10 protein-coding genes are annotated in these 14,342 nt (G+C 60.9%); 7 read left to right on the top strand and 3 right to left on the bottom strand.

Features of this window, described 5'->3' with window-relative positions:
* The first annotated feature begins 10 nt into the window (after positions 1 to 10).
* A complete protein-coding gene (locus FHT82_RS20170; RefSeq protein WP_183734463.1) occupies positions 11 to 3,322 on the top strand; it encodes an alpha/beta fold hydrolase in 3,312 nt (1,103 codons plus the stop codon).
* A 97-nt stretch (positions 3,323 to 3,419) separates the two neighbouring features.
* Here FHT82_RS20170 and FHT82_RS20165 read toward each other — a convergent pair whose 3' ends face one another.
* The 3 genes from FHT82_RS20165 to FHT82_RS20155 all read right to left on the bottom strand — a co-directional run bounded on the left by FHT82_RS20165 (position 3,420) and on the right by FHT82_RS20155 (position 5,905).
* Complete coding sequence (locus tag FHT82_RS20165) at positions 3,420 to 4,574, bottom strand: glycosyltransferase family 4 protein (protein WP_246698183.1); 1,155 nt, start codon at positions 4,572 to 4,574, stop codon at positions 3,420 to 3,422.
* 115 nt (positions 4,575 to 4,689) lie between these two features.
* Positions 4,690 to 4,926 (bottom strand): Lrp/AsnC ligand binding domain-containing protein, encoded by a 237-nt coding sequence (locus FHT82_RS20160; protein ID WP_113299657.1) that lies wholly within the window; start codon positions 4,924 to 4,926, stop codon positions 4,690 to 4,692.
* Positions 4,927 to 4,996: 70 nt separating this feature from the next.
* Positions 4,997 to 5,905: a LysR substrate-binding domain-containing protein gene (locus FHT82_RS20155; RefSeq protein ID WP_183734462.1), complete on the bottom strand. Its 909-nt coding sequence runs from the start codon at positions 5,903 to 5,905 to the stop codon at positions 4,997 to 4,999.
* 102 nt (positions 5,906 to 6,007) lie between these two features.
* Here FHT82_RS20155 and FHT82_RS20150 point away from each other — a divergent pair, with 102 nt between their 5' ends.
* From FHT82_RS20150 to FHT82_RS20125, 6 genes are all read left to right on the top strand, one after another.
* Entirely contained in the window at positions 6,008 to 7,414 is a 1,407-nt protein-coding gene (locus FHT82_RS20150) for a VOC family protein (protein ID WP_246698182.1), read from the top strand.
* 69 nt (positions 7,415 to 7,483) lie between these two features.
* Positions 7,484 to 8,767: an FAD-binding oxidoreductase gene (locus tag FHT82_RS20145; RefSeq protein ID WP_183734460.1), complete on the top strand. Its 1,284-nt coding sequence runs from the start codon at positions 7,484 to 7,486 to the stop codon at positions 8,765 to 8,767.
* Between the two features lie 25 nt (positions 8,768 to 8,792).
* Positions 8,793 to 10,331: an aldehyde dehydrogenase family protein gene (locus FHT82_RS20140; protein ID WP_183734459.1), complete on the top strand. Its 1,539-nt coding sequence runs from the start codon at positions 8,793 to 8,795 to the stop codon at positions 10,329 to 10,331.
* Between the two features lie 197 nt (positions 10,332 to 10,528).
* Entirely contained in the window at positions 10,529 to 11,554 is a 1,026-nt protein-coding gene (locus tag FHT82_RS20135; protein ID WP_183734458.1) for an iron ABC transporter substrate-binding protein, read from the top strand.
* A 64-nt stretch (positions 11,555 to 11,618) separates the two neighbouring features.
* Positions 11,619 to 13,286 carry an iron ABC transporter permease gene (locus FHT82_RS20130; RefSeq protein WP_183734457.1) on the top strand — a complete coding sequence of 556 codons (1,668 nt, stop codon included), beginning with the start codon at positions 11,619 to 11,621 and terminating at the stop codon, positions 13,284 to 13,286.
* The gene (locus FHT82_RS20125; protein ID WP_183734456.1) at positions 13,283 to 14,320 is read left to right on the top strand and encodes an ABC transporter ATP-binding protein; all 1,038 of its coding nucleotides are present in this window, start codon (positions 13,283 to 13,285) and stop codon (positions 14,318 to 14,320) included. Before FHT82_RS20130 ends, FHT82_RS20125 begins: the two co-directional genes overlap by 4 nt.
* The last annotated feature ends 22 nt before the right edge of the window (positions 14,321 to 14,342 follow it).

The following is a 14,342-nucleotide window of genomic DNA, read 5'->3' as shown; positions in this document are numbered from 1 at the left end:
GGATGGACAGATGTCGAAGGGCATTATCGCAAATTCGATGATGAATGCGGCGGCGGGCATGCTGCTTCTGGTGACGGGGTTCGTGTCCTCAATCATAACCGCGCGCCTGCTCGGGCCTGAGGCCAACGGCATCGTCGCTTTCTCGCTCTGGCTCGTCGTCACCGGCGCCTCGATTGCCGAACTCGGCTCCAGCATCACGCTTCTGAAGACGCTGCCGCAACTCTCGGCGCAGGGCTACGGTCTTGAGCAGCGCAAGGGATTTGCTTCGATCCTCGTCACTTTCATGGTCTGCTCCACGCTCGTGCTGCTGGGGCTCTACGCCATGTTCTTCCTGACGTCGGAGGAGATGCACTGGGCCGATACCGCGCCGTCGGTGGCGTTGGTCACCGGTATCCTTTTCTTCATCCAGGCAATCGGTTCCTTCGTCAAATTCTACCTCATCGGCGAAAAGCGGCTCGGCACCTTCTTCCAGCTGACGCTGATCGTCTCGGTCTTCCAACTCGCAGGTGTCGCGATCGGCGCCGTCTTTTATGGGGTGGAAGGTGTGCTCGTCGGTTATGCGCTCGGCCAGTTCGTGCTTTTCGTCGCTACCTTACCGATCCTCTTTACCCGCCGTGACCGCTGCGGCATCTCCCTCAAATATCTGGCTTCGTCTTCGGTCATCCTGTCGATGCAGTTCATTATCGATTCGATTTTCCTTAATCGTATCGAGCTGCTTTTCCTGCAGCAGTTCTGGTCGGTGGAAATGGTAGGCTTCTATGCTGCCGGCCTGTCGATCGCCAATATCGCGCTGCAGCTTCCGATCCAGATGAGCGGCAGTCTGCTGCCCTATTATTCGGAGCGCCGGCATACCAGCGCCGACTCGAAATTTCCGGTCGAAGCCTTTACCGCCGTCATCCGCAGCATGGCCTATATCGTGCTGCCGATGAGCCTCGGGCTTGCCGCGATCTCCAGCGAACTCGTGCATGTCGTCTTCGGCGAAGCCTTCGATCGAAGCGGTGGGGTTGTTGCCCTGCTTGCGCTTGTCGCGCCGGCCTACACCTTCATGCAGGTTCTCAGCCTATACCTGCTTTCCATCGATAAAGCTAACGTACGGTTGAAAATCAGTGTGATAGGTGGCCTCCTGATGGTAGTGGGTTGTTTACTCATCGTACCTAGTCTGGCCGCCGAGGGTGCCGCGCTCGTGCGCATAGCCGTATTTGTTGCGATGTCGGTAATGATGGTCAGACAAACGGGATTCGGAACTCAGCTTTCGGGCCTTTATCTCAGCCTTACGAAGATTGCTCTCGCAGCGGTATTTTGCGCTTGCGGCGCCATTACCGCACTTGAGTTCGTCCAGGGGCCGATCGGTCTTGTCGCTGCGATCATCGTCGGCACGTTTACCTATTTTGCTGCGCTGAAGGTCTTCCGTGCCGTTCCGGCCGAGGATATTCAAGTCCTGCGCTCGATCCTCGACAAGATGCCGGCGCTGCTGCAGGGAACGGCAAGGCGCGCGGTCAATTTCATCACCGCGCCGACCCCCGAAGGGGAAGAGAAAAGGCCGGTCAACGAGGAATTTTCGCGTGAGCCGGCAGAAGGCGCCGGCCGCGCCGCCGCCCTTCCTATTGTCTTCGATGGGACGATCGGTCTCTTCATGCCGGAAAAGCCTGACGTCGTAAAACGCTCGGCTGCCGTTCTCTTCGTCAGCCCCTGGGGTTTCGAGGAAATGTGCACACGGAAATTCTACCGCGTGGCTGCAGAGCACTTCTCCGATATTGGCGTTCCGAGCTTGCGTTTCGATTATCCAGGCACGGGCGACGCGCTGGATTTCGGTGATCACGCACCGAGCCTCGAAATCTGGAAGAATTCCATCCGCGCGGCCGCTGCGAAGCTGAAGGCACTCAGTGGTTGCTCGCAGATCATTCTTGTCGGCCAGGGTCTCGGCGGCACGCTTATCCATCTGACCGGCCACACGATCGAGGGCGTCGACAACATCGTGCTGCTTGCGCCTGTTTTAAGCGGCAGGGGGCATCTGCGCGAAATCAACATGTGGTCACGGATCATCCACGCCGACCTCGGTCTCGGCAAGGAACATGCGCCGAGCACCCAGGTCCAGATCGCCGGATTGACCCTGCCGGACGCGATTGCCGCGGAAATCGGCAAACTCAACATCAGTTCACCGCAGGACCTGGCGGCGCCGAATTATCTTATACTAGAACGCCCGGTTCGCGTCGATGATACGGCCTTCGCTGACGCGCTGAAGGCGCTCGGCGGCAATGTCGAGCAACGCGTTTTCGAAGGGTATGACGAGCTGGTCACGAACCCGCTCTTTGCCAAGACGCCGATGGCAGTCATCGAGCTGCTTTCCGAATGGCTCGTCGAAACGACTAGGCCCTCAACATCAGCCGAGCACTCACCGCAAGTGATCGAAAATCAGTCGCTCGCGGGCGACGGCTTTGAGGAAGTTCCGGTACGTTTCGGCGCCTTCCAGCATCTCATCGGTGTCGTCAGCCGGCCGCAGGGCGAGATCAAAGGCAATGCTGTTCTCTTCATGTCGACGGCCTATGACCGGCATGCCGGTTGGGGCCGTACGACGGTCGATATGGCGCGCGCGCTGGCGCGTCAGGGCGTGGTTTCGCTGCGCTTCGATTCTGCCAATGTCGGCGACAGCGTTCCGCGTCCGGATGCGCCGGAGCAGGTTCTCTATTCGGCGACGCAGACGGACGATGCGCTCGCCTCGCTCGATCTGCTGGAAAGCTTCGTGGCCGGCCCGATCATGGTCGCGGGTCGCTGCAGTGGTGGTTATGTGGCATTGCGCGCAGGCATCGAGGATGAACGTCTGAAAGCGATCGTTTCCATCAATCCTTTCGTTTACTACTGGGATCCCGACATGCCGGTGCGGCGTGAGCATGTCGTTTCGGTTCCGCGCAGTGTCGATGATTATGGCCAGCGGATGATGCGGCTCGACACGCTCAAGCGGTTGTTCCGCGGCGAGGTCGATGTCTTCGCAGCGCTGCAGAATATCTTCATTGCGGTCGGCCGCAGGCTTTCGCCGCGCATTGCGCCGCTCGTCGAACTTATCCCGGGACGCCGCCATGTCGCTCGGCAGGTCCGCCAGTCCTTTGCAGCGCTCGCCAAACGAAAGGTGCCGCTGACGCTGATCTACAGCGAAAGCGATGTCGGCCTCGACCACATGTATTTCCACTTCGGTCCGCGCGGGCACAAGTTCGCCCGGCACCCGAATGTGCGTTTGGTGATGCTGCAGGATGCCGACCACAACCTGACACCGCCGGAATCACGCAAGCTGGTGCTGGAGGAGATTGTTCGGCTGGCGAAGGCCTGAGAATTTTCTGGTTTTCCTCGAATGGCGGAAGCGCTTTCTCGCTTGTGTTCCCATAATTGCGGACACAAAGGGGCTGCGCGCGTTTGCTGGAATTTGTCTAAGCGATAATGCCGATCGACCGGTAAAGGTCGATGTAGCGCTCCGCCACGGCATCCCACGAATAGGCGTGGGCGGCATCGATGAGGTTCTTCCGTAGGATAGCACCCCCGGCAGCGACTTTGAGGTAAGCGTCTTCGATCGCATCTGCGGCCGCTTCCGGTTTCGCGAAGTCAGCGAGCACGATTGCCTCATGTCTTCCGGCCAGCGAACGATAAGCGTCGTTGGCGTTCAGAACCGGCAGCAGGCCGGCACTCATCGCTTCCAGTGCGACGAGGCCGAAGCCTTCGTATTCCGAAGCGGAAGCGAAGAGCGAAGCCTTGGCGATGATATCGCGGATCTCCTGGTTGTCAGGCGAGATGGTGAGCGTGACGGACTTCTCCAGCGACCTTGCCGCGATCTCCCGCCGGAGATCGGCGGCATTGAGATCAGATTCGGCACCGACAATATCGAGATGCCAGTCGGGATGACGTCTGACAAGTGCGGCCCCGGCATCCAGCAGGTGATCGAGCCGTTTGTTTACGGAAAAACGCCCAATCGTAACGATGCGCCGTTCCGGTGCGCGCGAGCCGATATCGGCAAATTTGCCGATATCGGCGCCGTTTTCGATGGTGATGCCGTCAGGAACGATCCGGATGAACTGGCTGAGGTCGGACGCGCTGCAGCAAACGACCTGTCGGTAGGCCATTGCAGAAAGCCGTGTCAGCGTACTGAACCAGATCTTCTTGATAACAAGGTATTTCTTTGTGTGGAAGAAGCCGCCATGGGTCGTGACCACCATGGGCTTGCGATGCAGGAAGCGGCCCCAGGCGAGCGCATCATAGAAGAAGTCTATGGCATGGACATGGATGAGATCGGCATCGCCGATATGGCGAAAGACCTGCGGCGCCAGCGGATAGCGGCTTGTGCCGGACCAGGAGATGCGGACGACTTCGATGCCGTCGATGGTTTCGCGTCGTTGAAGCTTGTTTTCGGGAGCGGTAAAAAGGGAATCAAGCGTGACGACGCGAACGCGATATCCGCGCTTCAACGTCTGGCGAGCCAGATTGGCGACCACATCTTCCATGCCGCCGCGGTTCGGCAGGAACTGCCGGACGACATGGACGATGAGCGGTGCCACCTGCGGCTGCTCCCTATTCTCGAAGGTCTCTTTCATGGAGACGGACATTTCCCACCTGTTTTTGTGGGTATTATCAGTCATGTCAGTGCTTAAGGGGTGGTTTATGAAGGGCGCGCCGCTGCAGGCTTTATTAGCAAAAGGGTTAACCGCTTCAGAACGCCTTGAAGGTCAATGTCGTGAGCGAGCGGATGATACCGGGGATATTGGCGATGTTGTCGTTGATGAACTTGCCGATATCCTGGCCTTCCTCGATGTAGACCTTGAGCAGCAGATCGTAATTGCCTGATGTCGAGTAGAGCTCCGAGACCAGTTCGGTCTTGTAGATGGCGTCGGCGACCTCGTAGGTCTTGCCGGGGGCGCATTGGAGCTGGACGAAGATCGGCTTCATGGGAATTTCCTGCATCGAATTCTGATGGCGCGCATAATGGTCGAAACCGCTGCCGCGATGCAAGCCTTCCTTACGTTTCAGAACCCGAACGGGCTTCGGCGATGATCCAGTCGCGAAAGGCGGCAAGCGGCGCGTAATCGGCGCGCTCCGGCGGGAAGGCCAGATAATAACGCTCGCGGCTTTCCATTTCGCGGTCGACGGCGGCAACGAGATCGCCGCGCTTCAACTCTTCCTGGATGAGAAAGGTTGGCAGAAGAGCGACGCCGAGGCCGGCGATCGCTGCTTGCGCAGCCGTCGCAAACTGGTCGAACAGCATGCCATGCACGCTTTCGAAGACGACGCCGCTATCCGCAAACCAGCGTTCCCAGGCATCAGGCCGGGTCGTCAGGTGCAGGAGAGGCACCGTCAACAGATCTTCCGGGCGGGAGATTGCGCTGTGCTTCAGAAAATCCAGGCTGCAGGCGGGTAGCGTGCGCTCCGACATTAGGAAGGCGAGCTCCGCACCTGGCCAATGAGAATGGCCGAAATGAATGGCAGCATCGATGGAATCGAGGCGGAAATCGAAGGAGGAAAGCCGGGTTACGAGATTGATCGTGACGCCGGGATTGGCGGCGAGGAAGCGACCGAGGCGTGGTGCCAGCCAGCGTGTGCCGAAGGTCGGCAGGATGGCAAGGTTCAGCGTGCCGCCATGGGGGTTGGCACGCAGGTTCAGCGAGGCGCTGGAGATGCGCCGCAGCGCTTCGCGGATTTCCCGCACATAGGCATCGCCGGCAAGGGTAAGGCGCACCGTTTGGCGCTCGCGCAGGAAAAGCTCGACGCCAAGCTGCTCTTCCAACGCCTTGATCTGGCGGCTGACAGCACTCTGCGTCAGGTCGAGCTCGCGGGCTGCTGCCGTCACGCTGCTGGTGCGAGCGACCGCTTCGAAGGCGGCAAGATGGGCGGTCGATGGCAAAAAGCGCCTTGCTGCGAGCATGTTCATTCCATTTCAGAATGAGCTGTTTCCAAAACGTCGATATTCATTGCTCCGACCGATTTGTAAAGAACTTCATCCTGCAAAATCGGAATGAACGCGGAGTTCTTCATGCCCGGCGCTTTCGTCTCCACGGATCGCATCCGTTCGCTTTTCACCGAAGCCATGTCGCAGATGTACCGGACGGAGGTTCCGCAATACGGCACGCTGGTTGAGCTTGTGGGGGAGGTCAACGCCGAAGTCCTAGCAAAAGACGGGGAATTGAGCGCGCGGCTTCGGCGTGCAGGCGAACTTGAGCGCATCGATGTCGAGCGCCACGGTGCGATCCGGCTCGGAACTGCCGGGGAGCTCTTCACGATCCGCCGGCTCTTTGCCGTGATGGGCATGCAGTCGGTCGGCTATTACGATCTCTCGGTCGCCGGCGTTCCCGTGCATTCCACCTGTTTCCGGCCGGTCGAGGAAGCGGCGCTGAACGTCAATCCCTTTCGTGTTTTCACCTCGCTTCTGCGACTGGAGCTGATCGAGGACGAGGAGCTGCGTGCCGAAGCCGCGGCTATTCTCGCAAAACGGCGAATTTATACGCCACGCGCTATCGAGCTCATCGAGCAGCACGAGAAGGCTGGCGGGCTGACGGAAGCGGAAGCGACGGAATTCGTCGCCGAGGCGCTGGAGACCTTCCGCTGGCATGGCGAGGCGACGGTCAGCGCTGAGACCTACAAGCGTCTGCATGACGCGCACCGTCTTATTGCCGATGTCGTCAGCTTCAAAGGGCCGCATATCAACCATCTGACACCGCGCACGCTCGATATCGACGAAGTGCAGCGGCGCATGCCGGAACGTGGCATCACGCCCAAGGCCGTCATCGAGGGGCCGCCGCCGCGCAATTGCGATATCCTGCTGCGGCAGACGAGCTTCAAGGCGCTGGAAGAACCGATCGCCTTTACCGGAGCGGCCGGGACGACATCAGGCACGCATACGGCCCGCTTCGGCGAGATCGAGCAGCGCGGCGTGGCACTGACGGCCAAGGGCCGGGCGCTCTATGATCGGCTGCTTGCTACGGTGCGCAGTGAAGTGCAGGTCGGGGCATCCGGCGCCAAGGCCGGGGACTACGATACCGAGCTCACCGAACGCTTCAAAGCGCTGCCGGACAGCTGGGACGGACTGCGGCGCGAAGGGCTGGCCTTCTTCCACTATTCGGCGTCCCCCGAAGGCATTGCGGCGAGGGGGCAGCTCCCCTCCGATCCGGAAATTCTCATCGCCAAGGGCTATCTTGGCTTTGATCCTATCATCTACGAGGATTTCCTGCCCGTGAGTGCGGCCGGCATATTCCAGTCGAACCTCGGTACCGATCAGCAGCAGAATTATGCGACGCGCTCGAACCGGGCAGCCTTCGAGGAAGCACTCGGCGCTGATGTGCTGGATGAGCTCGCGCTTTATGCCGAGCGACAGACTGCTTCGCTCGACATGGCTATGGAAAAGCTCGGCCTTTCCGGTCTGAAGCTGAAGACGGTCGCCTGATATTTGGCCGCTTCCGCGAGAGTGGAGGCGGCGCTAGAGTGCTGATTTCGATCCTGACTGGACTGTCCGATGCTCAATGATCCGCGCTCCCACGGCCTATGGGAAAAGACTGCTCCTCAGCCACCCGTCACATCTGCACTGGCGGGTGCTGTCGAGGCTGATGTCGTCATAGTCGGCGGCGGTTATACCGGCCTTTCCTCCGGCCTGCATCTGGCCGAGGCGGGGTCGCGGGTCGTGCTGCTTGAAGCGAAGGAAATCGGCTTCGGCGGGGCAGGCCGCAATGTCGGCCTGATCAATGCGGGCATGTGGGTCATGCCGGATGATCTTCCCGACGTGCTCGGCCCTGTCTATGGCGAGCGGCTGCTCGATCTGCTCGGCAATGCGCCGCGACTAGTGATGGAATTGATCGAAAAGCACGGGATCGCCTGCGAGCTCGAAAAGCATGGCACGCTGCACTGCGCCGTCGGTGCCGACGGCTTGAAGGAAATCGAAGACCGCTACAGGCAATGGTCGGCGCGCGGAGCGCCCGTTATGCTGCTTGACGCGGGCGAGACGGCAAAACGTATCGGCACGAATGCTTATGCCGGATCGCTTCTGGACATGCGCGCCGGCACGCTACAGCCGCTTGCCTATGCGCGCGGGCTTGCCCATGCCGCGCAGAAGGCGGGAGTCGTGCTGCATACGGCGAGCCCGGTCATCGCAACGGAGCTTCAGGGCAGCCGCTGGGTGGTGAAGACGGCGCAGGGACAGGTCACTGCCGACTGGATCATCGTCGCGACCGACGCCTATAGCACTGGCCCCTGGGAGCAGGTGCGCAACGAGCAGGTGTTTCTGCCCTATTTCAATTTCGCCACCGTGCCGCTCGGCCATAATCTGCGCCAGTCCATCCTCCCCAATCGCGAAGGCGTTTGGGATACGAAGGAAATCCTCTCTTCCTTCCGGATGGATCAGGCAGGGCGTCTCGTTTTCGGCAGTGTCGGGGCGCTGCGCAATACCGGTCTTTCCGTGCACAAGGGCTGGGCCAAACGCTCGTTGAAGCGGCTCTTCCCTGAAATCGGCGATATCGAGTTCGAATGCGAGTGGTACGGTCAGATCGGCATGACCGACAATGCGCTGCCGCGCTTCCACAAATTCGCCCCCAACGTTGTTGGTTTTTCGGGCTATAATGGTCGTGGGATCGCGCCCGGCACGGTGTTCGGCCGCACGTTGGCGGAACATATCCTTGGCCGGGTCGGCGAGGCGGACCTGCCGCTGCCGCTGACCGATCCGTGTGAGCCGAGCTTCCGCGCACTTAGGGAACTATGGTACGAAGCCGGCGCTCAGGTCGCCCATTTCGCCGATGCCCGTTTCTGAGAACAACAAGACTGGAACCAAGACAATGAACATCGCCGTCCTCGATCTCGCCACCGAAACCGCCAAGCTGCTCGCCGATCTCGGCGTCGATGCCAACAGCTACACAGGTGGCACACTTTCCGTCACCTCGCCGATCACGGGCAAGGAAATCGGCAAGCTTAGGGAACATTCCGTTGCGGATGCCAAGGCGGCGATCGACGCGGCCCACAAGGCCTTCCTCGAATGGCGGGCCGTTCCGGCGCCGAAGCGCGGTGAGCTGATCCGTCTGCTCGGCGAAGAATTGCGCTCTTCCAAGGCAGCACTCGGCCGGCTCGTTTCGATCGAAGTCGGCAAGATCACTTCCGAAGGCCTCGGCGAAGTGCAGGAGATGATCGATATCTGCGATTTCGCGGTCGGTCTTTCCCGCCAACTCTATGGCCTGACGATCGCCACCGAACGCGCCGAGCACCGCATGATGGAAAGCTGGCATCCGCTCGGCGCCATCGGCATCATCTCGGCTTTCAACTTCCCGGTTGCCGTCTGGTCGTGGAATGCGGCGCTTGCCATCGTTTGCGGCAATGCCACCGTCTGGAAGCCTTCGGAAAAGACGCCGCTGACGGCGCTTGCCGTCCAGGCTCTGTTCGAGAAGGCGCTGAAGCGTTTCGTCGCCGAAGGCGGCAAGGCTCCCGCAAATCTCTCCACGCTGCTGATCGGCGGCCGCGAAATCGGCGAAGTGCTGGTCGACCATCCGAAGGTCCCGCTCGTTTCGGCAACCGGCTCCACGGCCATGGGTCGCGCCGTTGGCCCGCGCCTGTCGCAGCGTTTTGCCCGCGCAATCCTTGAGCTCGGCGGCAATAATGCTGCGATCGTCTGCCCGACGGCCGATCTCGATCTGACGTTGCGCGGTGTCGCTTTCGCGGCCATGGGCACGGCTGGCCAGCGCTGCACGACGCTGCGCCGTCTCTTCGTTCATGAGAGCGTCTATGACCAGCTCGTACCGCGGCTGAAGAAGGCCTACGGTTCGGTGATGATCGGCAACCCGCTGGAAACCGGCACGCTGGTCGGCCCGCTGATCGATGGCCAGGCCTTCGACAAGATGCAGAGTGCCCTCGGCCAGGCAAAGGCTGCCGGCGGCGCTGTCGTCGGCGGCGAGCGCGTCGAGAACGGTTCGGCAGAGGCCTTCTATGTTCGTCCAGCACTCGTCGAAATGCCGGAACAGACCGGCCCGGTAGAGCACGAAACCTTCGCGCCGATCCTCTATGTCATTAAGTACAGCGATTTCGACGCCGTACTGGAGCTGCACAATGCCGTGCCGCAGGGCCTGTCATCGTCGATCTTCACCAACAATATGCGTGAAGCAGAGACCTTCCTGTCGTCGCGCGGTTCGGATTGCGGTATCGCCAACGTCAATATCGGCCCGTCAGGTGCGGAAATCGGCGGTGCCTTTGGCGGCGAGAAGGAAACGGGCGGCGGTCGTGAATCGGGTTCCGACGCCTGGAAGGCTTACATGCGGCGCTCGACCAACACCGTCAACTACGGAAAGACCCTACCGCTGGCACAGGGCGTCAAATTCGACGTCGAATAGGCTAACGCATTGGAATACAACAGGCGACGCCTCACCGGCGTCGCTTTTTTTCAAATCCGAATTTATTCCCGCGAAGATGAAAGATTGAGTCAAGATATTTTGATGTTATTTTTGCCGCTGAAACTTGAAATTATCAGTCAACAAAAATATACGCCTGCCATCGCCCTTGCTCGGGTGACATCGCCACGGAGGCCATCATGAAAACTGCCCTTAACCATCTTTCCAGCGCGCTCGCGCTTGCCGCTTCGCTTCTAGCCGCCACCGCACTCACCGGCAGCGCCAATGCGCAGGAGTCCGAAGGTATCGTCGTTTACAACGCCCAGCACGAAAGCCTCGGCCGTGAATGGATCGATGCCTTCACCAAGGAGACCGGTATCAAGGTCACCATGCGTCAGGGCAGCGACATGCAGTTCGCCAACCAGATCATCCAGGAAGGCGATGCATCGCCTGCCGACGTGTTCCTGACCGAAAACTCGCCGGCCATGTCGCTGGTCGACGGCGCCGGCCTGTTCGCGCCGATCGAGAAAGATACGCTGGATCAGGTTCCGGAACAGTACCGCCCGGCCGATGGCATGTGGACCGGCATCGCCGCCCGCACCACCGTTTTTGTCTATGACAAGACGAAGCTGACGGAAGACAAGCTGCCGAAGTCGATGCTCGACCTTCAGGATCCCGCCTGGAAGGGCCGCTGGGGTGCTGCGCCTGCCGGCGCAGACTTCCAGGCAATCGTTGCCGCCTTCCTGCAGCTGAAGGGCGAAGACGCCACCAAGGCCTGGCTGAAGGGTCTCAAGGACAACGCCACCCCCTATAAGGGCAACAGCGTCGCCATGAAGGCCGTCAATGCCGGTGAAGTCGAAGGCGCGATCATCTATCACTATTACTGGTTCGGCGATCAGGCGAAGACCGGCGAGAACAGCAAGAATGTCGGCCTGCACTATTTCAAGAACCAGGATCCGGGCGCTTTCGTCAGCGTTTCGGGCGGCGGTATCCTGAAGTCCACGCAGCATATGAAGGAAGCCCAGGCTTTCATCAAGTACCTCACCAGCAAGGCTGGCCAGGCGGTGCTTAAGGACGGCGATTCCTTTGAATATGCCGTCGGCAAGAATGCGGCCTCCAACGACAAGCTGGTGCCGCTTGCCGACCTCAACGCTCCGAAGGTTGAAGCCTCGACCCTCGACAGCAAGAAGGTCGTGGAGCTGATGACGGCCGCTGGTCTCATCTAAGCTTTTCTGTCGCAGTCTTCTTCCGGCCAAAACTATTGCTTTTGGCTCAAGAAAACCTTAGGGCATGACAAAATCCGGCAACCGCTCTTCAAAGGCGGTTGCCTTCCTTTTTCAGCGTGTGAAGGCATCGGCCTTGCTGCAGGACAACAGATTGCTCGCATCCGGCAATGAGGCGCCGGTGGCGCCGGGGGCCACGCCAATCGTTTTGCCGCGTGGGCGCATGCCGCACGCTCCCGTCGTCCTCCTTGCATCCATCGTGGCGATCTTCAGCCTCGTGCCGCTCGGCTTCATTGCCTGGGTGACCTATGACGTCGGCTGGGAAACGGTGAAGACGCTGGTCTTCCGCCCGCGCGTCGGCGAGCTTCTCGTCAATACGGTTCTGCTGGAATCGATCACCATTCCGCTGTCGATCGTCCTTGCCGTCACGCTCGCCTGGCTGACAGAGCGGACGGATATCCCGCTTGCGCGGCTCTGGGCGTGGCTCGCCATTGCCCCGCTCGCCGTGCCGGCCTTCGTGCATTCCTATGCCTGGGTGAGCCTGCTTCCGGGCATGCGCGGGTTGCAAAGCGGCGCCTTCGTTTCGGTGCTTGCCTATTATCCGTTTCTGTATCTGCCGGTCGCGGCGGCGCTACGTCGGCTCGATCCGGCGATCGAGGATGCCGCCGCCTCTCTCGGCCTCGATCCGTGGTGCGTCTTTTTCCGGACGATCCTGCCGCAGCTCCGCCTTGCGATCTGCGGCGGCTCGCTGCTGATCGCGCTGCATCTGCTTTCGGAATACGGACTGTTCGTGATGATCCGCTTCGACACGTTCGCGACTGCGATCGTCGATCAGTTCCAGTCCTCCTATAACAGCCCGGCTTCCAACATGCTCGGCGGCGTGCTCGTCGGCTGCTGCCTGTTCCTGCTTGGTCTCGAGATTCTGCTGCGCGGCAACGAGCGCTATGCGCGCGTCGGCTCCGGCTCGGCGCGACCGGCTGATCGACGCCGGCTCGGCTGGTTCGTGGTACCGGCCGTGGCGCTGCCGATCATCCTTGCAGTGCTGACCCTCGGCGTGCCGCTGATCACGCTTGGCCGCTGGCTCTATCTCGGTGGGCTTGGCATCTGGCGCATCGAGGTCGCGAGTGCCTTCGCGCAGACGATCGTTCTCGCCATCGCAGGCGGTGTGCTGGCGACGGTTGCCGCAGCGCCCATGGCTTGGCTCTCGGTGCGCGCGCCGGGCCGCTTCCAGCGTATTCTCGAAGCCTGCCACTATTATGTCGGCTCGCTGCCGGGTGTCGTCGTGGCCTTGGCGCTTGTTTCCATTACCGTCCGCCTCGTACTGCCGCTCTACCAGACGTTTGCGACGTTGCTTGTCGCCTATGTGCTGCTCTTCCTGCCACGTGCCATGGTCGGCTTGCGCGCCAGCATCGCGCAGGCTCCTGTCGAGTTGGAGCGTGCGGCGATGGGGCTTGGCCGCACGCCGGGACAGGCAGTGCGCCAGATCACCATGCGCCTTGCTGCGCCAGGGGCTGCCGCCAGTTTGGCGCTTGCAGCGCTCGGCATCACCAACGAGCTGACGGCGACGCTGATGCTCTCGCCGAACGGCGTTGACACGCTGGCGACGAAATTCTGGTCGCTGACCAGCGAGATCGATTATGTCTCGGCGGCACCCTATGCCTTCATGATGGTCGTGCTGTCACTGCCGCTTACCCTCATGCTCTATGCTCAATCGAAACGGACTGCCGGCCAATGACGCTGCTTACGATCGACACTATCAGCAAGCGGTACGGACCGGTTCAAGCCTTGAAGGACATCTCGCTTGAAGTGCAGGCGGGCAGCCGCACGGCGGTCGTCGGTCCCTCCGGCTCCGGCAAGACGACGTTGCTGCGCATCATCGCCGGCTTCGAACAGCCGGACATCGGCCGGATAATACTCGATGGCGAGGTTCTGGCTGACGGGCCGGCCTGCGTGCCTGCCCACAAGCGCGGCATCGGTATCGTCTCGCAGGATGGCGCGCTCTTTCCGCATCTGAGTGTGGCGGAGAATATCGGTTTTGGATTCGAGCGCGGTGCGCCGGATCGCGAAAAGCGCATCTTCGATCTTCTCGAAATGGTGGAGCTCGACCGCGGCATGCTGGAGCGTCGTCCGCACCAGCTTTCGGGTGGTCAGCAGCAGCGCGTGGCGCTTGCCCGTGCGCTCGGCCGCCGGCCGCGCCTCATGCTGCTCGACGAACCGTTTTCGGCGCTCGATACGGGGCTTCGCGAAAACATGCGCAAAGCGGTTGCCCGCGTGCTGCAGACGGCTGGCATTACCGCGGTCCTCGTGACGCACGATCAGGGGGAGGCCCTATCCTTTGCTGATCAGGTTGCGGTCTTGCGCGAGGGGAGGCTTGTGCAGGCCGGCACGCCGCAGACGCTGTATCTCAAGCCGCGTGACCGCGAGACGGCGCTATTCCTTGGCGATGCGGTGATGCTGCCGGCGATCATCAAGAATGGTTTTGCCGATTGTGCGCTCGGCAATGTGCCGGTTGAGGGAGCCCACCAGGGCAAAGCGGAAATCATGCTGCGGCCGGAGCAGATTCGCGTCGTCGTCGATGAGGCGAATGCGAAATATGGCGGGCGTGTCGTGGATGTGGAATTCGGCGGCGCGACCTGCACGGTGGCGGTGTCGCTTGCTGCTGTCGCCCTGCCGCCGATCCTGATCAAGACCTCAAGTGTAGCATTGCCGGCGCGGGGCGATCTCGTTCGCCTCGATATCGCCGGCAAGGCGCATGTTTTCGTGCGATAGGTCCAGAGCATTTCCGTTTTCT

Source organism: Rhizobium sp. BK275, from assembly GCF_014193555.1.
In the GTDB taxonomy this organism is placed as follows: Bacteria; Pseudomonadota; Alphaproteobacteria; order Rhizobiales; family Rhizobiaceae; genus Rhizobium.
The sequence above is the reverse complement of the archived record's forward strand: the minus strand, read 5'-3'. Positions and strand labels throughout refer to the sequence as shown.